Here is a 22,530-nt window from a genome sequence, read left to right as displayed (position 1 = left end):
TCCTGTTATTTGTTTATGTCGATATGATTACCATGGTAAATTGTTAACGGGCATAACCCTAACATACTGAGAATCTGAGACAACCCTGAGTTGGCCTGGCGCCGGAATTTTGTTGCAAGCGAAACGGCTGAATTTCCCATGAATAAAGGGCTGAGGGCGGTTTGAATTTTTCTCAATTTTTTGCTGCTGCGTCGGGAAATTCGCCTGAATCGGTGTGATTCAGGCGAATATGACGGGGAAATTACAGTGTAGTGCCTGGTGAAATAGTGGTGTGGAAATAATGAGATTTATATTTAATTAATGAACGTTAATTCATACATTAAAAATCCCAATCCTCATCTTCTGTCTCCACCGCTTTACCCATCACGTACGACGATCCGGACCCGGAGAAGAAATCGTGGTTTTCGTCCGAATTGGGCGACAGCGCCGCGAGGATCGCCGGGTTTACCTCCGCCATCTCCGGCGGGAAAAGCGCGTCGTAGCCCAGGTTCATCAGCGCTTTGTTCGCGTTGTAGCAGAGAAACGCCTTCACGTCCTCTTCCCAGCCCGTTCCGGCGTACAGCTCTTCGGTATAGCTCAACTCGTTGTCATACAGATCCATCAGCAAATCGAGGGCGAAACCTTTGAGTTCCTCGCGTTTTTCCGGGCTGACTTTCTCCAGCCCTTTCTGATACTTATAGCCGATGTAATACCCGTGCACCGCCTCGTCACGGATAATGAGGCGAATCAAATCGGCGGTGTTGGTGAGCTTGCCCCGGCTCGACCAGTACATGGGCAGCCAGAAGCCGGAATAGAAGAGGAAGGATTCCAGGAACACGCTGGCGATCCTCTTCTTCAGCGGCTCGTCGGCGCGGTAATACTCCAGCACCAGCTCCGCCTTGCGCTGCAATGACGCGCTCTCTTCGCTCCAGGCGTAGGCCGCGTCCACGTCTTTGGTCTGGCACAGCGTGGAGAAAATCGAGCTGTAGGAGCGGGCGTGCACCGCCTCCATAAAGCTGATGTTCGACATCACCGCCTCTTCGTGCGGCGTCAGCGCGTCGCTCATCAATGCGGGCGCACCGACGGTATTCTGAATGGTGTCCAGCAGCGTCAGGCCGGTAAAGACGCGGATCGTCAGCTGCTGTTCGGCGTGGCTCAGCGTCTGCCAGGCTGGAATATCATTGGAGAGCGGCACCTTTTCCGGCAGCCAGAAGTTGCTGGTCAGGCGGTTCCACACCTCCAGGTCTTTATCGTCCTGAATCTTGTTCCAGTTAACGGCACTCACGCGTGACAGTTTCATCCTTTCTCCTTACAGCGCGCAGGACACGCAGCCTTCGATTTCGGTGCCTTCCAGCGCAAGCTGGCGCAGGCGAATGTAGTACAGCGTTTTGATGCCTTTCTTCCAGGCGTAAATCTGCGCTTTGTTGATATCCCGCGTGGTGGCGGTGTCCGGGAAGAAGAGCGTCAGCGACAGCCCCTGATCCACGTGTTTTGTCGCCTCGGCGTAGGTATCAATGATTTTTTCCGGGCCGATCTCGTACGCGTCCTGGTACAGAGCCAGGTTCTCATTGGTCATAAACGGGGCAGGGTAGTAGACGCGTCCGGTTTTGCCTTCCTTACGAATTTCAATCTTCGACACGATCGGGTGAATGCTCGACGTGGCGTGGTTGATGTAGGAAATCGAACCGGTTGGCGGTACCGCCTGCAGGTTCTGGTTATAAATGCCGTAGCGCATCACGTCGTCGCGCAGCTGCTGCCACATCTCGCGCGTCGGCAGGGTAATGCCGGCGCGGTCAAACAGCGCGCGCACTTTTTCGGTTTTCGGCTGCCAGTCGCCTTCCAGATACTGGCTGAAATACGCCCCGCTGGCGTAGCGCGACTGCTCAAAGCCTGCGAACCGCTGGTTGCGCTCGCGCGCCAGCATCATTGAGGTATGCAGCGCATGCCAGGTGACGGTGTAGAAATAGAGATTCGTGAAATCCAGCCCTTCCGGGCTGCCGTAGGCGATGCCTTCCCGTGCCAGATAGCCGTGCAGGTTCATCTGCCCCAAGCCGATGGCGTGCGACGTGGCGTTGCCCGCCTCAATGGACGGCACGCTGCGGATGTGGCTCATGTCCGATACCGCTGTCAGCCCGCGAACGGCGGTCTCCACCGTGCGGCCAAAATCCGGCGAATCCATGGTGTGGGCAATATTGAGCGACCCGAGGTTGCAGGAGATATCTTTGCCGATCTCCGCGTAGTCCAGGTTCTCGTCGTAAGCGGAGGCGCTGTTGACCTGCAAAATTTCCGAGCACAGGTTGCTCATGTTGATGCGCCCGGCAATCGGATTGGCGCGGTTTACCGTATCCTCGTACATGATGTACGGATAGCCGGATTCAAACTGAATTTCCGCAAGCGTCTGGAAGAAATCGCGGGCGTTGATGTATTTCTTGCGGATGCGATCGTCTGCAACCAGCTCGTCATAAAGCTCGCTTATCGCCACGTCGCCAAACGCTTTGCCGTAGATCCGTTCAACGTCATACGGCGAGAAGAGCGCCATGTCGGCATTCTCTTTGGCCAGCTTAAACGTGATATCCGGGATCGTCACGCCGAGCGACAGGGTTTTGATGCGGATTTTTTCGTCGGCGTTTTCGCGCTTGGTATCGAGAAAACGCAGGATGTCCGGGTGGTGCGCGTGCAGGTAAACCGCCCCCGCCCCCTGGCGCGCGCCAAGCTGGTTGGCATAGGAAAACGCATCTTCCAGCATCTTCATCACCGGGATCACGCCGGAGGATTGGTTTTCGATGCGCTTGATCGGCGCGCCCGCTTCCCGCAGGTTCGAGAGCAGAAACGCCACGCCGCCGCCGCGTTTGGAAAGCTGCAGCGCCGAGTTCACCGCACGGCCAATCGACTCCATATTGTCTTCGATGCGCAGCAGGAAGCAGGAGACCAGCTCGCCGCGCTGGGCTTTACCACAGTTGAGAAACGTCGGCGTAGCGGGCTGGAAGCGGCCGGAGAGGATCTCTTCCGTCAGCCGTTCAGCCAGCGCTTCATCGCCCTGGGCCAGCGTCAGGGCCACCATCACGGTGCGATCTTCAAAGCTTTCTAAATAGCGTTTGCCGTCGAAGGTTTTCAGGGTGTAGCTGGTGTAATACTTCCATGCGCCAAGAAACGTCTGGAAGTGAAAACCGCTGGCGTGCGCACGTTCAAACAGTCTTACCACGAAGGGACGATCGTAGCGGGCCAGGACGCGCTCCTCGTAGTAGCCCTCGTTAACCAGATAGTCGAGACGTTCATTCTGGCTTGCAAACGTCACGCTGTTGGGCCGCACGTGGGCGGCGAAAAAAGCCTCTACCGCCTCGCGATCTTTGCCAAACTGAATGCGCCCCTCCCGGTCATAGAGGTTAAGCATCGCGTTTAATGCGTGGTAGTCCGGCGTCGCCTGAATTACCCGTTCTGCGGTTGTCGTTGCCAAAATTCGTTCACTCCTTTACGCACGTTTTCTACGTCCTGCTGTGTCCCCATCAGTTCAAAACGATAGAGATACGGCACGCCGCATTTTTGAGAGATGACATCCCCGGCGCGGCCAAAGGCATCGCCAAAATTACGATTGCCCGCCGCGATCACGCCCCGAATCAGTACCCGGTTATGAGGATCGTTCAGAAAGCGGATCACCTGGCGAGGTACTGCTCCTGCCGTACCGCCGCCGCCATAGCTGGGCACCACCAGAATGTAAGGTTCGTCTACCTGAATGCGCTCCCGCTCATTGAGCGGAATACGCACCGCTGGCAGCCCGAGGCGCTCAATAAAGCGCAGCGTGTTTTCTGAGCTGCTGGAGAAGAAGACCAGCACACTCATGCACGCGTGGCCTGAGCGCTCAGGCGGTTAATCATGTCCGGGCGAAAGCCAGACCAGCTGGTATCACCGGCAATGACCACCGGAAGCTGACGAAATCCCTGTTCGCGCAGGGTATCCGCGGCATCGGGCACCAGGTCGATATTTACCATCTCAAACGCCACGCCGCGGCTCTCCATCGCCCGTTTGGTGGCGTGGCACTGAACACAATCGTTACGAGTGTAAATAATAATGCTCATGATTCGTATTTCCATTTAGAATGAGAAAACGGCGCGAGTTAACGCGTCATAGAGTGTGTGTCTTTCTTAAGGGAATACTAGATGTAGTTGATAAAAGATTCAACCATACAAGATATGGGAAATTCAGATTAATATTGCCCTGATGATGAGCACAGCGGGGCAGGGCGGGCTGTACGGGTTTTTCAGGCTTACAGGCATAAAAAAGCCCCGGCGCCTGAGGCTACCGGGGTTGAGAATGCGGGCTTACTTACGCAGGCTGAGCAGGGCTCCGACAAAAATGCCGACCGCCGCGACGGTTCCCAGCGTACACAGTGGTTTTTCACGTACGAAGGTCGTAGCACAGCTTGCCATGTCGCAGGCCGCCTGCGTAGCGCGTGAACGTCCGTTCATACGGGCGCGGGTTTCACGGAGCAGAGACTGAGCCTTACGTTTCGCAGCATCTGCTTCATCCTTTGCATCGGATCCCCAGGATTTCAGCACTTCCTCAAGCGTGTCCGCTAATTGGCTGACATCATTACGAATATCCTGCGCGTCGTCGTTAATATCGTTTCGGTTCGGTCTGTTAAACATACGATCCTCCGTAATTTTGTGTTCCCGTTTAGTTTAGTTCAGAAATTTAATATCTGAAGCGCGTCACGCGTTATCCGCCAGTTTATGGACTATTCTGAAAGCCCTGCTAATGCTGATTACTGTAAGGTTGCCGGGCAGGAAAAGATAACGAGGAAAAGATATGTATTTACGACCTGACGAGGTGGCACGCGTTCTTGAAAAAGAGGGATTCACCATGGATGAGGTGACGCCAAAAGCGTATGGATATCGCCGCGGCGAGAATTATGTTTATGTTAATCGTGAAGCCAGGATGGGACGTACCGCTCTCATTATTCACCCGACGCTGAAAGACAGAAGTCTGTCATTTGCTGAGCCTGCCTCGGATATTAAAACCTGCGATCACTATCAGCAATTTCCGCTCTATTTAGGCGGTGAACGGCATGAGCATTATGGTATTCCGCACGGTTTCAGTTCGCGTATGGCGCTGGAGCGGTTTCTGAAGGGACTGTTTGGCGACGTACAGTAAATCTGCGACTGGCTTTCGCCAGTCGCTTCACATTACGCTTTTACCTGGCCGTACTGGCTGACCTTAAACAGGCGGCGGCAGTAGTCGAGGAAATAGCCGTATACCGCACCCATCAGCATTGATACCACGATATTCGAACTGACCGCTGCGGCGATCTGGTGCCAGTCCGCGCCCACTGTCAGGAGAATAGCCACGTAGACCGGCGACTGGAACGTGACGTACGCCAGCACGTCGGCAAGATTTTTCATCCAGCCCGCCGGGCTGATGCGGCGCGCGAAACGCATAACGGCATCGCGGTATAGCCCGTAAGGCCATGCGATAATAATATTGACCGGGATCGCCACCAGACGAGAAGAAAGTGACTGCTCGAAGGTCATTCCGGAGAGGAATATTTCAATCAGCATGTTCACAACGGAACAGTAGACAACCATCGCGAAAGTATCCGCCACCGCGTGGCGCAGGCGAGATTGCGGCGAGAACATGTCTGAACTCCTTGAGAAGAACGCAGTGGAATCGGTTTTCCTTCAGCGGCTAGTGCTTTAGGTTGGTTTGTTTGAGGTGTATAGCGTATATCTCTATGTTTGAACTAACAACTAGTGATTAATTTTTATTTACTCGCCTTTTGTCCACAAAATTCTCTAAAATCGGTTGTTTTTTATCCGGTTCGTTATAATCTGTCTCATCAAATGTTTTACTTATATAAATCAGTGTCTTAGATGTTTTGCTTTTGACGCAGAAATCCACTCCCCTGATGAGAGCGCAGTATGCTGTGATTTGGATTAAAGTTGACCATTTATATTGATTTGGTGATTAGATCTACATGTTTCCCGCCAATGCTATGCGCTATTATTAACGGCGATATTTAAATATATTTACATTTATGCCCGTTTGGACCTTTGGGTAGATATTTCAACTGAAATGAATTATTCTTGGGGCGATTTATCTATTTACCCCAAAGAAAAGGTTTTCAATAATATGTCTTTGACGTTACAGAATCTTAATAATATCCGAACCCTGCGCGCGATGGCGCGAGAATTAACCCTGGACGTTCTTGAGGAAATGCTGGAAAAGGTCAGGGTCGTTACTGAAGAAAAACGCAATGAGCTGGCGGAATTAGAGCAGCAGCGCGCTGAACAGCAGGAAAAAATTAATAACCTGCTGGAACTGATGAAAGCCGATGGTATTTCTCCGACTGACCTGCTGGGTTCAGAACTGGCGCAGGCGGGTAAACCGACTAAAAAGCGTAAACCGCGTGAAGCGAAATATCGCTTTATTGACCAGAACGGTGAAGAAAAAACGTGGACCGGCCAGGGCCGCACGCCGAAGCCTATTGCCAGCGCGCTGGCAGAGGGTAAATCACTGGATGATTTTCTGATCTAATACGTGGACCGGGCGGAACAAGCCGCCCGGTTGTCTGTTCAGCAGACGCCGAAATCACCTTCTTCGGTATACGGCGCCAAATCGGCCGCTTTCAGCGTATATTTCTCGCCTTGTTCATTGCTGGCCTGTACCGCCACCACGTTTTCACCGTTCACTTCGAGCACTTTCAGCTTTGGGCCGCCTTTTAGCGGTTGCACATAATCACCGACAGAAAACATATAACCTCCTCATCGTTTTAGCGATCTTCACCTTAGCCGACGTCTGATGCCGGGTACAGCGTAATTCATTGATTACTGCTTATGAGGTATGACGGTTCCACGGCATCACTTTCAGCAACCGTGCCATACCGCAAAAACCTGTCACACCGGCGAACAGAAGCCCGGCCAGCTTCCAGCCCTGAATCCCCCCCTCAACCACGAAGGCCTGAGCCGACAATAAGAGAAAGAGACATGATGTTTCCTTACGGTCAATTTATGAGTAGTAGAACATTTAAGGAAGGGCTTAAGCCAGTGTAAAGAGGGTAAAGGCAGGTAAAAGCGCGAGAGACGAATGGCAGTAACCCGTAAACTGGCTATGCTTAGAGAAATGTCTCTTTTTAATTTTCAATTGGTTAGCTTGCACGGAGTGATTATGGGTTTTTGGCGCGTTGTTTTTACGATTATTCTCCCGCCGCTGGGCGTGCTGCTTGGCAAGGGACTGGGCTGGGCGTTTATTCTGAACATCCTTCTGACCATCCTGGGTTACTTCCCGGGTCTTATCCACGCGTTTTGGGTGCAGACGAAAAACTAAGCACGCCACAGTAAATCACTGTATATACCGGTTAATACGCCTTCCGGGCCAAACTGCTGTTTGATCCAGCGCGTCACCTGGCCGGTCGCCGCATGCTGCGTGGCGAGCAGCATGCGCGAGTCCTGACGCGGATTGTTAATACGCCGCGTGATGAGCAGACCGTCTTCCATCGCTTCTCTTGCCATGTATTCCGGCAAAAAGCCAATCCCTTCCCCCAGAATCTGGCACTGGCACTTGGTGTTGAAATCCGGCACCAGAATTGCCTCCTGCCCGTGCAGCAGCCAGCCGACCTTCTTGTTGATAGTATGCGCGGTATCTTCCACCATGATGTTGGGGTACAGGCGCAACTGGCTCTCCGCAATCGGTTCGGGAACAAAGGCGAGGGGATGTTCCGGCGCGATGGCAAACACCCAGCGAATGGCGCCAATTTCGGTGTAATCAATCCCGCCGCCGTCCAGCAGCGTATCCGGCGCGCCAATCGCGATGTTGGCCTGATTGTTGATGATCGAATCCCATACGCCGTTATACACCTCGGTCGTCACCGTGATCTGGCAGGTGGGAAACTGCTTTTTCAGCACCTGCAGCAAACGCGCGGTATGGCGCGGCGTATACAAGAGCTGATTAATGCAGATGCGCACTCGCGCCTCGATGCCCTGCGAAATGGTATCAATCCCGCGCTTGATGGCGTGGAAGTCGTTCAGCAGGTCGGTGGCCTTACGGTAAAAATAAAACCCGGACTCCGTCAGCTCGATGCTGCGCGTGTTGCGCACAAACAGCACCACGTCCAGCCCGGTCTCCATGCGTTTAATGGTGTAGCTAATGGCGGAGGTCGTCACACCCAGCTCGGCGGCGGCTTTGCTGAAGCTGCCGAAGCGTGCCGCGGTGGTGAAGGCCAGCAGGTTCTCTTCGGTAAAGATGGAATTCATATCACAGCATCCTCAGCCATCAGTTTTGAACATATTTTAACAGCGCCGTTACATCATATTTGAAGTGTGTCACAGTTCTGACTATTTACGCGGAGCCGCGTCCTGCAAGGCTTTTACAACCATAAGGATAATGCTGCCTGAGGCGCTAAAAAACGGTAAACCATAAGAAAAAGGTTGCACAGACGCACGTTTTAGCCTGACTGTTGAATTTAACTCAACAATGAATTGCGTGTCGATGAATCATTTTTAAGCGGATTCTTTTGTGACCAGGCTGTTGCTATTCTCAGGTCATCAGAAGTGAAACATTGGGAGACTGAATATGTCTGCAAACGCACTCGTTACGGAATTTCTGCTGGCGGCAGAAGAGGGCAACATCGACGCGCTAAAAGCCTGCCTGGATAACGGCGTGGATATTAACGCCACCAACCGCCAGAAAAGAACCGCCATTATTATTGCCAGCCTGAAAAAGCATTATGCCTGCGTGGAATTTTTAATTGCCGCCGGCGCGGATATTGATAAACAGGACCAGACCTGTTTTAACCCCTTCCTGATAAGCTGCCTGACTAATGATTTAACCCTGCTGCGCATCGTTCTTCCGGCGAATCCGGATCTCGACCGTCTGACGCGCTTCGGCGGCGTGGGCATTACCCCTGCCAGTGAAAAAGGCCACGTTGAAATCGTGCGCGAGCTGCTGGAAAAAACCGATATTAACGTCAACCACACTAACTTTGTCGGCTGGACGCCGCTGCTGGAAGCCATCGTGCTGAATGACGGCGGCGCAAAGCAGCAGGAAATTGTGAAGCTGCTGCTGGACCACGGCGCGAATCCGCACATGACCGATAAATACGGCAAAACCCCGCTCGAACTGGCGCGGGAAAAAGGCTTCGATGCAATAGCCGACCTGCTGCTGGCGGCGGGCGCATAACGCATTCGGCCAGCTACGTCCGGCTGGCCGTTAATTCAAACAGTATTTTTACCGACGTGCATTCTGCGCGACGGCGGCCCCCTTTTATCCGTATTCAGGAGAAAACAATGCCAACCAAAATCGTCATAAAAAAGAACACGTATTTCGATTCGGTTTCCTTAATGTCGGTTTCCACCAAAGCCAATAAACTGCCGGGCGTCGAACAGGCGTTTGTGGCGATGGCGACGGAAATGAATAAAGGCGTTCTGAAAAACCTCGGGCTGCTCACGCCGGAATTAGCGGAAGCCAAAAATGGCGACCTGATGATCGTAATTAAAGGCGACGCGGCGAACGATGAAACGCTGGCGGAAATAGAAGCTTTATTTACCCATAAAGCGAGCAGCGGCACCCATGAAGCACGCTACGCGACGATTGCCAGCGCCAAAACTCATTGCCCGGACAGCAACCTGGCGGTCATTTCCGTCAACGGCACCTTTGCCGCCCGCGAAGCGCGTCAGGCGCTGGAAAACGATCTTAACGTCATGCTCTTTTCCGATAACGTGTCGCTCGACGACGAGCTGGCGCTGAAGCAGCTGGCGCATGAGAAAGGGCTGCTGATGATGGGGCCTGACTGCGGAACCGCCATCATCAACGGTGCGGGGCTGTGCTTCGCCAACGCGGTGCGTCGCGGGCCGATTGGGATTGTTGGCGCCTCCGGCACCGGCAGCCAGGAGCTGAGCGTGCGCATTCATGAGTTCGGCGGCGGCGTGTCGCAGCTGATCGGCACCGGCGGACGCGATCTTAGCGAGAAAATCGGCGGTCTCATGATGCTCGACGCCATTGACATGCTTGAGGCGGATGAGGGCACCCGGGTGATTGCGCTCATCTCCAAGCCGCCTGCGCCAGCGGTGGCAGAAAAGGTGCTGGCCCGCGCCAGAGCCTGCCGCAAGCCGGTGGTTGTTTGCTTCCTCGGCCGCAGCGAACCGCCCGCCGATGAAGACGGCCTGCAGTTTGCGCGTGGCACCAAAGAAGCGGCGCTGAAGGCGGTGCTGCTTACCGGCATTAAAAAAGAGTCCCTGGATCTGCATCCGCTCAACTGGCCTTTGATTGAAGAGGTGCGCGCCCGCCTGACCCCACAGCAGAAGTACATTCGCGGCCTGTTCTGCGGCGGCACCCTGTGCGACGAGGCGATGTTTGCCGCGCTGGAGAAGTTCGACGATGTCTGGAGCAATATCCAGCCGGATCCGGCTAAGCGCCTGAAGGACATCAGCGTCAGCCAGGCCCACACCTTCCTTGACTTCGGTGACGACGACTTCACCAACGGCAAACCGCACCCGATGATCGACCCGACCAACCGCATCAGCCGCCTGCTGCAGGAGGCGCGCGATCCGCAGGTGGGCGTCATCGTGATGGACTTCGTGCTCGGCTTCGGCGCGCACGAGGATCCGGTGGGGGTGATGATCGAGGCGATCAAAGAGGCACAGGCGATCGCGAAAGCCGATAACCGTCCGCTGGAGATCCTCGGCTACGTGCTTGGCACCGACCAGGATCCGCAGTCGCTGGCGCAGCAGTGCCAGCTGCTGACCGACGCAGGCGTCATCTGGGCCAGCAGCAGCACCAACACCGGATTACTGGCACGTGAATTTGTCTGCAAAGGGGAGAAAGCATAATGACCACTTTATTCAACCAGCCGCTAAACGTCATTAACGTCGGCATTGCGATGTTCAGCGACGACCTCAAAAAGCAGCACGTTCCCGTAACCCAGCTCGACTGGACGCCGCCGGGGCAGGGCAATATGCAGGTTGTTGAAGCGCTCGACCAGCTGGCGGAAAAACCGCTCGCGGAGAAGATCGCCGCCGCGAACAAAATCGCCCTTGAGCGCATCATCCAGTCTCATCCGGTGCTGGTGGGCTATGACCAGGCAATTAACGTAGTGCCGGGCATGACCCGCACCACCATTCTGCACGCCGGTCCGCCCGTCGCATGGGAAAACATGTGCGGCGCGATGAAGGGCGCGGTTACCGGGGCGCTGGTATTTGAAGGGCTGGCGACGGATCTGGAGGATGCCGCAAGGCTGGCGGCTTCAGGTGAGATCACCTTCTCGCCGTGCCACGAGCACGACTGCGTGGGCTCCATGGCGGGCGTCACCTCCGCGTCAATGTTTATGCACATCGTTGAGAACAAAACCTACGGCAACCGGGCGTTCACCAACCTCAGCGAGCAGATGGCGAAGATCCTGCGCATGGGGGCTAACGACCAGAGCGTGATCGACCGCCTGAACTGGATGCGCGACGTGCTCGGCCCGATGCTGCGCGACGCGATGAATATCATCGGCGAAATCGACCTGCGCCTGATGCTGGCCCAGGCGCTGCACATGGGCGACGAGTGCCACAACCGCAACAACGCCGGCACCACGCTGCTGATCCAGGCGCTGACGCCGGGGCTGATTCAGGCGGGCTATCCGGTGGAGCAGCAGCGTGAGGTGTTCGAGTTTGTCGCCAGCAGCGACTACTTCTCCGGCCCGACGTGGATGGCGATGTGTAAAGCCGCGCTGGATGCCGCTCACGGCATTGAATATAGCACCGTGGTTACCACCATGGCGCGCAACGGCTACGAGTTCGGCCTGCGCGTTTCCGGCCTGCCGGGGCAGTGGTTCACCGGCCCGGCGCAGCAGGTGATTGGCCCGATGTTCGCGGGCTACAAGCCGGAAGACTCCGGACTGGATATTGGCGACAGCGCCATCACCGAAACCTACGGCATCGGCGGCTTTGCGATGGCGACGGCACCGGCCATCGTTGCGCTGGTGGGCGGCACGGTGGAGGAAGCCATCGACTTCTCGCGCCAGATGCGCGAAATCACCCTCGGCGAGAACCCGAACGTCACCATTCCGCTGCTGTCGTTTATGGGCATTCCAACCGCCATCGACATCACCAGAGTGGCGGGCAGCGGCATTCTGCCGGTGATCAACACTGCCATTGCCCACAAAGACGCGGGTATCGGCATGATTGGGGCGGGCATCGTTCACCCGCCGTTTAGCTGTTTTGAAAAGGCGCTGTTGACCTTCCGCGATCGCTACGTTCTATAAGGTATGCATCCATGAAAAACATGAAACTGGAGTGGAAAAGAGGTGACTGGGCGGCCTATTTCGGGTTGATGACCAACAACCTGACTAATTTGCTGACCATGATGGGGTTGCTCATTTTTGTCGTCGGCATCCCGAAGGAGATTGTTTATGGACGCATCGCGCCGGCCTTCGGGCTGGCGGTGCTGGTAGCGAGCTTATGCTACACATGGTTTGGCCTGCAAATGGCGCGCGCCACCGGACGTACGGACGTCACCGCGCTGCCGTCCGGCCCGAGCGCACCCTCGATTTTTACCGTGACCTTCCTGGTCCTGATGCCCGTCTACCAGCAAACCGGTGATGCGGATTTCGCGATCCAGATTGGCCTGGTGTGGTGCTTCGTGGAAGCGATGATCCTCGCGGGCGGCTCGTTCCTGGGTGAGACCATCCGCAAGATGATCCCGCGTACCGTGCTGCTGTCGTGCCTGTCCGGTCTTGGCCTGCTGCTGCTGGCGATGAACCCGATGTTGCAGGCGTTCGAAGCGCCCACCGTGTCGTTCATCGTTCTGCTGCTGATCTTCATTAACTGGTTCGGTAAAAAGCCGATTTTCGCCAAAATCCCGACCGGCCTGCTGCTGCTGATTGCCGGAACGGCACTGGCGTGGATTTCCGGACTGCAAAGCCCGGATGCCATTAAGGCGTCCATGTCATCCTTCGGCTTTAACCCGCCGGAGGTCCACGTGGACAGCTTTATGCAGGGCCTGCCACACGCGCTGCCTTATCTGGCGTCCGCCGTACCGCTGGGTCTGGCGAACTACATCTTTGACCTGGAGAACATCGAAAGCGCCCACGCAGCGGGGGATGAGTACCCGACCCGCAAGGTGATGCTGGCGAACGGCCTGGCTTCCATGCTCGGCTGCCTGATGGGCAACCCGTTCCCGGTCACGGTCTACGTGGGCCATCCCGGCTGGAAGGCGATGGGGGCGAGCATCGGCTACACGCTGGCGTCCGGCGTGACCATGTTCATCGTGCCGCTGTTCGGGCTGGGGGCGTTTATGCTCGCCATCATACCGATGACCGCTATCGTGCCGATTCTGGTGTTTATCGGTGTTGTCACCGCCAACCAGGTGGTGCGGGAAACGCCCAAAGTGGAGGTGCCCGTCATCTTTATCTGCCTGTTCCCGTGGATCGCTAACTGGGCGCTGACCATGATGAACAGCGTGATGAGCGCGGCGGGAACCAGCGCGGCGAAAATTGGCACCGACGTGCTGCACAGCAAAGGGATCTACTACGAGGGGCTGATGCACCTCGGCAACGGTGCGCCGCTCGCCAGCATGCTCTGGGGCTGTATCGCTATCTTCGCCATCATCAACAAACCGCTGCGCGGGGCCGTCGCCGCCGCAGGAGGCGCGCTGCTGGCGCTGTTTGGCGTGATCCACGCGCCAGTGGTGGGCTTTGCCGAGGGCAGTTCCCTGATGTTCGTCACGGCCTACCTGATGATGGGCGGCATGTTTGTGGTGAAGCATTTCCTCGACAGCCGCGAAGTTGCGAGCGCTGAAGTTACTGTTGCGAAGGAAAACGTATGAAAGAGCTAATGGTCGTCGCCATCGGCGGCAACAGCATTATCAAAGACAACGCCAGCCAGTCGGTTGAACATCAGGCGCAGGCGGTCAAAGCGGTGGCCGAGTCGGTGCTCGAAATGCTGGCCTCCGACTATGACATCGTCCTCACCCACGGCAACGGCCCGCAGGTGGGACTGGATCTGCGCCGCGCCGAGATCGCCCACGAGCGGGAAGGGCTGCCGCTGACCCCGCTGGCAAACTGCGTGGCGGATACCCAGGGCGGCATCGGCTACCTGATCCAGCAGGCGCTCAACAACCGCCTGGCGGCGCGTGGCGAGCAAAAGGCGGTCACGGTCGTCACTCAGGTGGAGGTGGATAAAAACGATCCCGGCTTTACGCACCCGACAAAACCGATCGGCGCGTTCTTCAGCGAGGCGCAGCGCGACGAGCTACAGCTCGCGCACCCGGACTGGCATTTTGTCGAGGATTCAGGCCGGGGCTATCGCCGCGTGGTGGCCTCGCCCCAGCCGCTGCGCATCGTCGAGGCGGATGCGATTAAAGCGCTAACGCAGAAAGGTTTTGTGGTCATCGGCGCGGGCGGCGGAGGCATTCCCGTGGTGCGCAGCGAGCAGGGGGATTATCAGAGCGTGGATGCGGTTATCGATAAAGATCTCTCCACCGCGCTGCTGGCCCGTGAGATTTGCGCCGACGTGCTGGTGATAACTACCGGCGTGGAGAAAGTCTGCGTTAACTTCGGCAAGCCAGACCAGCAGGCGCTGGACACCGTCAGCGTGGCGCTGATGACGCGCTACATGGATGAAGGACACTTTCCGGCGGGCAGCATGCTGCCCAAAATCGTCGCCTCGCTGGCATTTTTACGCCACGGCGGCAGGCGCGTGATCATCACCTCGCCGGACCGCCTGCCCGCGGCGCTGCGCGGTGAAACGGGTACCCACATTGTTAATGAAGGAAGATAAGATGAGTGAAAACAAAAGCCGCCGCGAGTTTATCAGCCAGAGCGGCAAAATGGTCACCGCCTGCGCGCTGTTTGGCGCCACCGGCTCCGTCGCGTATGCTGCCGACACTGCAAAGGCAACCTGCGAGACGGGGAAACCGATGAAGATCATCGCGAAACATTACTATCTGGACAACGTGCTGCTGGAGGCCGGGTTCAACGTCGACGGCAGCGTGGCGACGAGCACCCGCACCGAGCTGAAAACGCTGGAGATTAAAGACGGGAAAATTGTCGCCCTGCGCGACAACGGCAGCCACGCCGACGCCGCGCTGCCGCACTACGACGCGGGTAAAAAGCTGATGCTTCCGGCGATGCGCGACATGCACATTCACCTGGATAAAACCTTCTACGGCGGCCCGTGGCGCTCCCTGAACCGTCCGGCGGGCACCACCATTCAGGACATGATCCGCCTGGAGCAGACGTTGCTGCCGGAGTTACAGCCCTACACGCAAGAACGCGCCGAAAAGCTGATCGACCTGATCCAGTCGAAAGGGTCCACCATCGCCCGCAGCCACTGCAATATTGAGCCGGTTTCCGGCCTGAAAAACCTGGAAAATTTGCAGGCGGTGCTGGCGCGCCGCAGCGCAGGTTTTGACTGCGAAATCGTTGCCTTCCCGCAGCACGGCCTGCTGCTCTCCAACGCTGAAAAGCTGATGCGCGAGGCGATGCAGGCGGGGGCGCACTACGTAGGCGGGCTGGACCCAACCAGCGTTGACGGCGCGATGGAGAAATCGCTCGATACTATGTTCCAGATTGCGCTGGATTACGACAAAGGGGTGGATATTCACCTCCATGAAACCAGCCCGGCGGGCGTGGCGGCGGTGAACTACATGGTGGAAACCGTGGAGAAAACGCCGGAGCTGAAGGGGAAGCTGACCATCAGCCACGCCTTCGCGCTGGCGACGCTCAACGAGCAGCAGGTGGATGAGATTGCCACCCGCATGGCGGCGCAGCAGGTGACCATCGCCTCCACCGTGCCGATTGGCACCCTGCACATGCCGCTGAAGCAGCTGCGGGAGAAGGGCGTGTTTGTTATGACCGGCACCGACAGCGTGATCGACCACTGGTCGCCGTACGGTCTGGGGGACATGCTGGAGAAAGCCAATCTGTACGCCCAGCTCTATATTCGCCCGAACGAGCAGACGCTCTCCCGCGCGCTCGGCATCGCCACCGGCGACGTGCTGCCGCTTAACGATAAAGGTGAACGCGTATGGCCGAAAGCGCAGGACGACGCCAGCTTTGTGCTGGTGGACGCCTCCTGTTCCGCCGAGGCGGTGGCGCGCATTTCTCCGCGGACCGCGACGTTCCACAAGGGGAATCTCGTCTGGGGTGTTGTTGGCTAAAAGCGATCCGGGTGGCGCTGCGCTTACCGGGTCAACATGGGATCGTAGGTCGGGTAAGGTGAAAACGCCACCCGACAATGCAGTATACTGCTATGCACATTTTTAAAGAGGGAGCTGCCATGGCACAAAACATCTACGACAACCCGGCGTTTTTTGAAGGCTACGCTCAGCTTCCGCGTTCGGTGCACGGGCTGGACGGTGCGCCTGAGTGGCCTGCGCTCAAGGCAATGCTGCCTGATTTAACCGGCAAAGCGGTTATCGATCTCGGCTGCGGTTACGGCTGGTTCTGCCGCGCGGCGCGCGAACTGGGCGCTAGCGACGTTACGGGCGTCGATATCTCAGAAAAAATGCTTGCCCGCGCGGCTGAACTGACGGATGACGTACAGATTCACTATCAGCGTAGCGATCTGGAATCTCTTCAGCTTCGCGAAAACAGTCTCGATCTGGTCTACAGCTCGCTGGCGCTACACTACCTGCCGGAGCTGGACACGCTATTCGCCAATGTTCAGCGTGCGCTAAAACCGGGTGGCAGCCTGGTCTTCTCGATGGAGCACCCAATTTACACCTGCGCCACCCGTCAGGGCTGGCTGACCGACGACAGTGGCGAGCGGTTCTGGGGCGTGAACCATTATCAGGACGAAAGCCAGCGCGTCAGCAACTGGCTGGCGGATGGAGTGATTAAATACCACCGCACGCTGGGCACCACGCTTAACGCGCTGATAAAGGCCGGGTTAACGATAAGTGAAGTCAATGAGTGGGGACCAACGCAGGCGCAGATTGACGCCTGGCCTGCATTGTCTGAAGAGGCGGAGCGCCCGATGCTGGTGCTGATGTCCGCCCGTAAGGCTCAGTAACCTACCTTATACACCCGCCCGCTCTGCACCCCTTCCACGCTGCGGCGGTAGGCCTGGGCCACGGTCGCGGCGGGAACGCTTTCAAAGCCAGGGAAGAACCCGTCATATGCTTCGGCGGATTCCGTCAGTACCGTTGGGCTAATCAGGTTAATGCGGATCCCGCGCGGCAGTTCGCAAGCTGCGGCGCGGACAAACCCTTCCAGCGCCGCATTGACCGTGGTGGCATTTACGCCCTGCGCAATCGGCTCGTGCGCCACAATCCCGCTTATCAGCGTAATCGAGCCGCCTTCGTTCAGATAATGCTGGCCGGTCAGCGCCAGACGCACCTGCCCGAGCAGCTTGTCCTGCAGGCCCTGGTTGAAGTCGCTGTCCTTCATGGTCGCGAGCGGGCCAAAGTAGAGACCACCGCTGGCGGAGACAATCGCATCCACCGGGCCGATTTTCTCAAACAGCGCCTTCACGCTCGCCTGCGAGGTGATATCCACCTGGTAGTCGCCCCGCGTGCGACCCACGCGGATGACCTCGTGACGACGGCTTAACTCTTCGGTTACGGCACGACCGACCGTACCGCTGGCACCAATAATGACGATTTTCATATCCGACTCCTCATGTTGTGAGCCCTCATTCTTTAATAAATAAAAATTCAGATAAACTGGGCTAAAGTTAGATGATTACTAACCAGGAGTTTGGAATATGGATAAGCTTCGCGGCATGGAGACGTTTATCGCGGTGGTAGAGAGCGGCAGCTTCACCGGCGCGGCGGCGCGGCTGGAGATGTCGGCGGTGATGGTCGGGAAATATATTGCGCTGCTCGAATCTCAGCTCGGCACGCGGCTGCTGGAGCGCAATACCCGTCGCCAGAGCCTGACCGACGCCGGACGCGTTTATTTCGAAGAGGCCAGGCGCGTGCTGGAGCAGGTCTCGATTGCCGAAAGCGCGGTTGAACGGCTGCGCGCGACGCCCGCCGGCACCCTGCGCGTCACCGCCCCCACGTCGTTTGGCGGCTGCGCGATCGCCCCTCTGACGGCCACATTTTTGCAGCGCTACCCGGAAGTGCGTATCGAACTGGATCTCACCAACCGGATGGTCGATCTGGTGGAAGAGGGGGTCGATCTGGCCATTCGCATTGGCGATATCCGCAATGACGATCTGGTGGCGAAATATCTGTGTCCCTACAACATGGTGATCTGCGCCGCGCCGGATTATCTGGCGCGACACGGCACGCCGCAGACGCCCGCCGATCTGGTGGATCATCTGTGCCTGTCGCACACGGTGTGGACCGCGCGCAACGAGTGGCGGCTGCCGGGTGCGGAAGGGGAGGTGCGCTGGAAGCGGGATGCGATCTTAAGATGCAACGACGGCTACGGCTTACGCATGGCGGCGCGAGCCGGGGCAGGGCTGCTGCTGCAACCGGAAGTGCTGGTGGCGGAAGAGCTGGCAAGCGGCAGGCTGGTGCGTGTGCTGGAGCCGTTCACGCCCGCGCCGAGGCCGGTGCATTTACTGTGGCGTCAGGATTTGCGTCCCCTCCCTAAGCTAACGGAATTTATTGCTCATATTCTGCTAAGATTGGGCACAATATAAAAAAAGAAGGTAATCAAAGAATGTCTGCAAACAAACTCGCCAGCAGCGCGCAGGGCCTGCAATCATCTGCCATCCGTGAATTATTAAAACATAGCAAAATGGCGGGCGTGATTTCGCTGGGCGGCGGTATTCCCAATCCGGACCTGTTCGATCGCGAAGGGCTTAAAATTGCCGCCGATGCCGTGTTGTCACAGAATTTTGGCGAGGCGTTCCAGTATGGCCTGACGGAAGGCGTACCGGGGCTGCGCGAAGAAATTAAACGCATCTGCGAGGGGCGCGGCATCGCCTGTAAGGCCGATGACGTGGTCATTACTTCCGGCTCTCAACAATCTCTGGACGTGCTGGCGCGTGCGTTAATTAATCCGGGCGATACGGTTGTCGTTGAACGTCCTACCTATCTCGCCGCGCTGCAGGTCTTTGGCCTGGCACAGGCGAATTTTGAATCCGTCGGCACCGACGGCGACGGCATGAAGGTCGATGAACTTGAAGCGTTGGTGGCGAAGAAAACCATCAAGGCGGTTTATATCGTTCCAACCTTTGGCAACCCTGGCGGCGTAACGCTTTCCGAAGCGCGCCGTAAACAGCTGGTGGAATTATCAAAGCGCTATGATTTCGTGATTATCGAAGACGATCCGTACAGCGAAATTAACTACACCGACGACGTGTTCCGCCCGCTGATTGCCCATGCGAAAGATATCGGCAATGAAGATAACGTGGTGTACACCTCTACCTTCTCCAAAATCCTCGCGCCGGGCACCCGCGTGGGCTGGGTGCTGGTGCCGGAATGGCTGAAGCGCGCGGTGGTGAACCTCAAGCAAACCACCGATCTGCACACCAGCACGCTGTCTCAGCTGATGACTTACGAGTACCTGAAAACCGGGCGTCTGGCGAACCAGATTAAAATGATCCGCGAGGCCTATCGCCAGAAATACCAGACGTTTGCAACGGAACTGGAAGCCGAGCTGGGCGATGTGATGTCGTTCCACAAGCCGAAGGGCGGGATGTTCCTGTGGGCAAAAATGAACAACGGCATGAATACGACGAAATGGCTGGAAAAAACCTTAAGCAATGGCGTGGTGTTTGTACCGGGCGAGTTCTTCTACTGCAACGAACCGGACCAGACAACGCTGCGCATGTCATTCGTCACCCCAACGGATGAGCAGCTTAAAGAAGCGGTTCGACGCCTGAAGATCTCCCTGTAACAGAGCGCGCATAACGGCAGTTGCCGTTGTGCGCGCAGGGTGAGCTTATTGCGTGGCGTGGGCGAGCGCGCGGTCTGAAGCATCGCCGCCGATCGTCTGCGTCACTTCATGGATACGACAGATTTTCCCCTCGCGCAATGCGGCAAACATATACACCTCTAATTCCGCCTGGCGACCATCTGGATACGTCACCGTAGCCCAGTGCCGGTCTGCTAAAAGATTCTCGTGACAGGCCAGCTCTTCTACCCTGAATGCGATCGCGCGGATCTGCGAGCGGACGTGGTTCAGGTGCTGCACAAAACCCCGATAATCAAGTGCGTGACCATCCGTGTACTGCTGGTAATCGGGCGTGAACACCTCTGCGGGATCTAATTCGCCTTTGAACAAGCGGCTTAACAGGCACGCCATTTTTTCGCGCTGTAGGGTATTGTCAGGCTGGGCTATCAGGGTTGTGATGATGCTCATATTGGCTCCTTGTGTAGTTGAGCCACCATTATCCTTGACAGTCGACGGCGCAGTTTCTGTAATACGTCGATGAATAACGATTTTCGGCCAGGACAAGATGATCGGTACAGAGACGCTCCGCCATCACGGCGGTTATCGCACCGCGTGGCACAGCCATCCCACGGGACAACTCTGGCGTATTGCAACGGGGCTGCTGGTGATTGAGACCCAACAGGGGCGTTCGGTTGTACCGGCAAACCATATTGGCTGGATCCCGCCGGGCCAGCAGCACGCCGCCTTTTCTGAAAGCGCGATAGAAGGCTGCGCTATCTATCTTGACCCTGCGTGCTGTGCAATGCTTCCCGATGCCCCCGCGCTGTTCGAGCCCGACGATCTCACTCATGCACTGTTTTCCCGCTTAAGCGTTGCAGAAAACGAGTACGATCCGCGAAAGCTCACCCTGCTGCTGGATGAGCTTGCCCTGACGCCTCAGGTGCGCTTTTATCTGCCCGTACCAACGGATCCGCGTCTGAAGAAGGTGGTCAGCCACTTGCTGCAGTGTGTCGATGATAATCAAACGGTCAAGAGCCATGCCAGCCATGCCGGGATGAGCGTGCGTACGTTTAACCGTCGATTTAGCGCCCAGACGGGAATGAACTTCGTCAACTGGCGGCAGCTGGCGCGCGTCATGCAGGCAATGGAGTGGCTGGCGGCGGGGAAGCCGGTGGGATGGATTGCGCTGTCCTGCGGCTACAGCAGCGTCAGCGCATTTATTGAAGTTTTCAGATTGTGGACCGGTAAAACGCCGGGACAGTGGGGGATTAAAGGTGGCGCTGTAGAGCCGGTTTGATTCAGGCCACATCCGGCTGGCCTGATTTCCTTTTTGCCATGATTTCTGCAATCGTTTTTATACGGCTCAACTCCTCCTGAGTCCGGGAATTGGTTTGCGCTTCCCAGACGTCGACGTTTAGCTGCAGGTTCAACCAGAATTCAATGGTGGTATCGAATGCCTTGGCCAGTCTGATTGCCATATCGGCCGTCAGTTTACGATTATTATTAACGAGAGCACTGATGGTGTTACGGTGCATGTTAAGCATTTCCGCAAGATCGCTAATTTTCAGATTGAGCGGCTCAAGATATTCATACTGCAACACATCGCCCGGCGAAGACTATCGCTCCCTCAGCGCCTCCTTCGCCCGGTTAAACGGCTTGATCAGATAATCCAGTACCGTTTTCTCTCCGGTCTTGATGTCCACTGTGGCAATCATCCCCGGCACGATCGAGAAATGCCTGCCCGCCTTATTCACCAGGTAATCCTGGCTGGTGCGGATAAACACGCGGTAGTAGAACACCTCCGGCTTGGCCTCGTCCTGGATAGTGTCCGGTGATATGGTCTCCACCACCCCGTGCAGCCCGCCGTAGATGGCGTAATCGTAGGCGGTGATCTTCACCAGCGCCTCCTGGTTCGGGTGGATAAAGGCGATATCGCGCGGCGAGAGGCGGGTTTCAATCAGCAGATGATCGTCCACCGGCACAATCTCCATCAGCTCGCCGTTGGGCGGGATCACCCCGCCGATGGTGGTGACTTTGATGTTTTTCACGATCCCGCGCACCGGGGATTTTACCGTCAGGCGGGTGACGGAATCCTCGCGGCCTTTGAGGATCGCCGAGACCATATCCACCTCGGCGTTGGCCTTGGATAGCGCCTCGCGCGCCTGAACGTAGTACTGGGAACGCACGTCGGTGAGCTTCAGCTCCAGGTCGCTTTTCTGCCGCTGCAGGCGGAGCACTTCCACGTGGCTGGCGGCGCCGGTTTTTACCAGCCGCTGGGTGATTGCCAGCTCTTTGTTTGCGAGATCTAACGCTGAACGCAGTTCACGCTGCGTGTCCTCCAGCTGCGCGCGGCGCGAATTGTAGAGCCGCGTTTCGGCGGCGGTCAGTTCGGTCCATTTCTCCAGCGAAGGCGGGAACTTCAGCGGCAGATCGTTCACCTCGGCGTACAGACGGGCGCTGGAGGCAAGCGACGCGCGGTAGCGCGCCGCGCTTTCGCCGACGTTCGATTCGGAACGCGTTGGATCCAGCCGCGCCAGCACCTGTCCGGCCTGCACCTGATCGCCTTCGTGTACGTTCAGCTCGGTGAGGATCCCCCCATCCAGCGACTGCAACACCTGCTCGCGCGAGCTGGGGATCACTTTTCCGGTTCCCGTTGAGACTTCATCCAGCATCCCAAACCACGCCCAGACGCCCAGCGCCACAAACATCAGCAGCGAAAAGATCACAATCCGCCGCGCGCCGGTATAGCCGCTTTCGGAGTCGAGCGCATTATCCAGATCGTCCATCGC

General features: G+C 56.9%; 25 protein-coding genes and 1 pseudogene. 13 read left to right on the top strand and 13 right to left on the bottom strand.

All coding sequences use genetic code 11. The features are described 5' to 3' along the window. Window positions 1–319: 319 nt before the first annotated feature. From nrdF to IM273_RS10815, 5 genes are all read right to left on the bottom strand, one after another. Window positions 320–1,279: a class 1b ribonucleoside-diphosphate reductase subunit beta gene (gene nrdF, locus IM273_RS10835; protein WP_193051730.1), complete on the bottom strand. Its 960-nt coding sequence runs from the start codon at window positions 1,277–1,279 to the stop codon at window positions 320–322. Between the two features lie 9 nt (window positions 1,280–1,288). Then, a complete protein-coding gene (gene nrdE, locus IM273_RS10830) occupies window positions 1,289–3,433 on the bottom strand; it encodes a class 1b ribonucleoside-diphosphate reductase subunit alpha (RefSeq protein ID WP_193051731.1) in 2,145 nt (714 codons plus the stop codon). Next, entirely contained in the window at window positions 3,406–3,816 is a 411-nt protein-coding gene (nrdI, locus tag IM273_RS10825; RefSeq protein WP_028014174.1) for a class Ib ribonucleoside-diphosphate reductase assembly flavoprotein NrdI, read from the bottom strand. Before nrdI ends, nrdE begins: the two co-directional genes overlap by 28 nt. After that, window positions 3,813–4,052 (bottom strand): glutaredoxin-like protein NrdH, encoded by a 240-nt coding sequence (nrdH, locus tag IM273_RS10820; protein WP_032644910.1) that lies wholly within the window; start codon window positions 4,050–4,052, stop codon window positions 3,813–3,815. Before nrdH ends, nrdI begins: the two co-directional genes overlap by 4 nt. 243 nt (window positions 4,053–4,295) lie before the next feature. Next, the gene (locus tag IM273_RS10815) at window positions 4,296–4,622 is read right to left on the bottom strand and encodes a DUF883 domain-containing protein (protein ID WP_023308924.1); all 327 of its coding nucleotides are present in this window, start codon (window positions 4,620–4,622) and stop codon (window positions 4,296–4,298) included. A 160-nt stretch (window positions 4,623–4,782) separates the two neighbouring features. On the opposite strand from IM273_RS10815, the gene IM273_RS10810 reads away from it, so the two are divergent. Further along, window positions 4,783–5,127 carry a DUF2002 family protein gene (locus IM273_RS10810; RefSeq protein WP_023308923.1) on the top strand — a complete coding sequence of 115 codons (345 nt, stop codon included), beginning with the start codon at window positions 4,783–4,785 and terminating at the stop codon, window positions 5,125–5,127. A 32-nt stretch (window positions 5,128–5,159) separates the two neighbouring features. Here IM273_RS10810 and alaE read toward each other — a convergent pair whose 3' ends face one another. Beyond that, window positions 5,160–5,609 (bottom strand): L-alanine exporter AlaE, encoded by a 450-nt coding sequence (gene alaE, locus IM273_RS10805; protein ID WP_028014172.1) that lies wholly within the window; start codon window positions 5,607–5,609, stop codon window positions 5,160–5,162. Between the two features lie 493 nt (window positions 5,610–6,102). Here alaE and stpA point away from each other — a divergent pair, with 493 nt between their 5' ends. Further along, window positions 6,103–6,507: a DNA-binding protein StpA gene (gene stpA, locus IM273_RS10800; RefSeq protein WP_048959573.1), complete on the top strand. Its 405-nt coding sequence runs from the start codon at window positions 6,103–6,105 to the stop codon at window positions 6,505–6,507. A 38-nt stretch (window positions 6,508–6,545) separates the two neighbouring features. Here the strand turns inward: stpA and IM273_RS10795 are convergent, their stop codons facing one another. Together IM273_RS10795 and IM273_RS22730 are read right to left on the bottom strand one after the other, a co-directional pair. Further along, window positions 6,546–6,725, bottom strand: a complete 180-nt coding sequence (locus IM273_RS10795) for a hypothetical protein (protein ID WP_028014170.1) — start codon at window positions 6,723–6,725, stop codon at window positions 6,546–6,548. A 79-nt stretch (window positions 6,726–6,804) separates the two neighbouring features. After that, window positions 6,805–6,954, bottom strand: a pseudogene (locus tag IM273_RS22730) (hypothetical protein); the annotation flags it as partial. Window positions 6,955–7,137: 183 nt separating this feature from the next. Between IM273_RS22730 and IM273_RS10790 the strand changes: the two are divergent. Beyond that, entirely contained in the window at window positions 7,138–7,296 is a 159-nt protein-coding gene (locus IM273_RS10790) for a YqaE/Pmp3 family membrane protein (RefSeq protein ID WP_032644909.1), read from the top strand. Here the strand turns inward: IM273_RS10790 and IM273_RS10785 are convergent. Beyond that, on the bottom strand, window positions 7,293–8,222 hold the full coding sequence (locus IM273_RS10785) for a LysR substrate-binding domain-containing protein (protein WP_028014168.1): 930 nt from the start codon (window positions 8,220–8,222) through the stop codon (window positions 7,293–7,295). The genes IM273_RS10790 and IM273_RS10785 overlap by 4 nt on opposite strands. 319 nt (window positions 8,223–8,541) lie before the next feature. On the opposite strand from IM273_RS10785, the gene IM273_RS10780 reads away from it, so the two are divergent. The 7 genes from IM273_RS10780 (at window position 8,542) to IM273_RS10750 (ending at window position 16,961) form a co-directional block, all read left to right on the top strand. Then, a complete protein-coding gene (locus tag IM273_RS10780; RefSeq protein ID WP_041908539.1) occupies window positions 8,542–9,147 on the top strand; it encodes an ankyrin repeat domain-containing protein in 606 nt (201 codons plus the stop codon). A gap of 107 nt (window positions 9,148–9,254) precedes the next feature. Then, a complete protein-coding gene (gene fdrA, locus IM273_RS10775) occupies window positions 9,255–10,796 on the top strand; it encodes an acyl-CoA synthetase FdrA (RefSeq protein WP_193051732.1) in 1,542 nt (513 codons plus the stop codon). Then, window positions 10,796–12,211, top strand: a complete 1,416-nt coding sequence (locus IM273_RS10770) for a DUF1116 domain-containing protein (RefSeq protein WP_048959576.1) — start codon at window positions 10,796–10,798, stop codon at window positions 12,209–12,211. Before fdrA ends, IM273_RS10770 begins: the two co-directional genes overlap by 1 nt. 11 nt (window positions 12,212–12,222) lie before the next feature. Then, window positions 12,223–13,773, top strand: a complete 1,551-nt coding sequence (locus IM273_RS10765) for a hypothetical protein (RefSeq protein ID WP_045260886.1) — start codon at window positions 12,223–12,225, stop codon at window positions 13,771–13,773. Further along, entirely contained in the window at window positions 13,770–14,726 is a 957-nt protein-coding gene (locus IM273_RS10760; RefSeq protein ID WP_193051733.1) for a carbamate kinase family protein, read from the top strand. Before IM273_RS10765 ends, IM273_RS10760 begins: the two co-directional genes overlap by 4 nt. A 1-nt stretch (window position 14,727) precedes the next feature. Beyond that, window positions 14,728–16,107, top strand: a complete 1,380-nt coding sequence (locus IM273_RS10755; RefSeq protein WP_193051734.1) for an amidohydrolase family protein — start codon at window positions 14,728–14,730, stop codon at window positions 16,105–16,107. A gap of 119 nt (window positions 16,108–16,226) precedes the next feature. Further along, window positions 16,227–16,961: a bifunctional 2-polyprenyl-6-hydroxyphenol methylase/3-demethylubiquinol 3-O-methyltransferase UbiG gene (locus IM273_RS10750; protein ID WP_193051735.1), complete on the top strand. Its 735-nt coding sequence runs from the start codon at window positions 16,227–16,229 to the stop codon at window positions 16,959–16,961. Here IM273_RS10750 and IM273_RS10745 read toward each other — a convergent pair. Continuing rightward, entirely contained in the window at window positions 16,955–17,557 is a 603-nt protein-coding gene (locus tag IM273_RS10745) for a short chain dehydrogenase (RefSeq protein WP_126344982.1), read from the bottom strand. The genes IM273_RS10750 and IM273_RS10745 overlap by 7 nt on opposite strands. Before the next feature lie 97 nt (window positions 17,558–17,654). Between IM273_RS10745 and IM273_RS10740 the strand changes: the two genes are divergently transcribed. Both IM273_RS10740 and IM273_RS10735 read left to right on the top strand, forming a co-directional pair. Continuing rightward, the gene (locus IM273_RS10740) at window positions 17,655–18,542 is read left to right on the top strand and encodes a LysR family transcriptional regulator (RefSeq protein ID WP_063437854.1); all 888 of its coding nucleotides are present in this window, start codon (window positions 17,655–17,657) and stop codon (window positions 18,540–18,542) included. Window positions 18,543–18,562: 20 nt separating this feature from the next. Next, window positions 18,563–19,744, top strand: coding sequence for a PLP-dependent aminotransferase family protein (locus IM273_RS10735; RefSeq protein ID WP_028014153.1), 1,182 nt, complete (start codon window positions 18,563–18,565; stop codon window positions 19,742–19,744). 45 nt (window positions 19,745–19,789) lie between these two features. Here IM273_RS10735 and IM273_RS10730 read toward each other — a convergent pair whose 3' ends face one another. Further along, window positions 19,790–20,209 carry a nuclear transport factor 2 family protein gene (locus tag IM273_RS10730; protein ID WP_023619020.1) on the bottom strand — a complete coding sequence of 140 codons (420 nt, stop codon included), beginning with the start codon at window positions 20,207–20,209 and terminating at the stop codon, window positions 19,790–19,792. A gap of 97 nt (window positions 20,210–20,306) precedes the next feature. Here IM273_RS10730 and IM273_RS10725 point away from each other — a divergent pair, with 97 nt between their 5' ends. Next, the gene (locus tag IM273_RS10725; RefSeq protein WP_193051736.1) at window positions 20,307–21,038 is read left to right on the top strand and encodes a helix-turn-helix domain-containing protein; all 732 of its coding nucleotides are present in this window, start codon (window positions 20,307–20,309) and stop codon (window positions 21,036–21,038) included. A gap of 1 nt (window position 21,039) precedes the next feature. Here the strand turns inward: IM273_RS10725 and IM273_RS10720 are convergent, their stop codons facing one another. Both IM273_RS10720 and IM273_RS10715 read right to left on the bottom strand, forming a co-directional pair. Beyond that, the gene (locus tag IM273_RS10720; protein ID WP_275155743.1) at window positions 21,040–21,342 is read right to left on the bottom strand and encodes a HigA family addiction module antitoxin; all 303 of its coding nucleotides are present in this window, start codon (window positions 21,340–21,342) and stop codon (window positions 21,040–21,042) included. Between the two features lie 15 nt (window positions 21,343–21,357). Then, complete coding sequence (locus IM273_RS10715) at window positions 21,358–22,527, bottom strand: HlyD family efflux transporter periplasmic adaptor subunit (protein WP_088204896.1); 1,170 nt, start codon at window positions 22,525–22,527, stop codon at window positions 21,358–21,360. Window positions 22,528–22,530 lie beyond the last annotated feature (3 nt).

It is taken from the genome of Enterobacter cloacae complex sp. P13B (assembly GCF_014895915.1).
GTDB lineage: Bacteria > Pseudomonadota > Gammaproteobacteria > Enterobacterales > Enterobacteriaceae > Enterobacter > Enterobacter bugandensis.
This window is presented reverse-complemented; position numbering and strand designations above follow the sequence as displayed.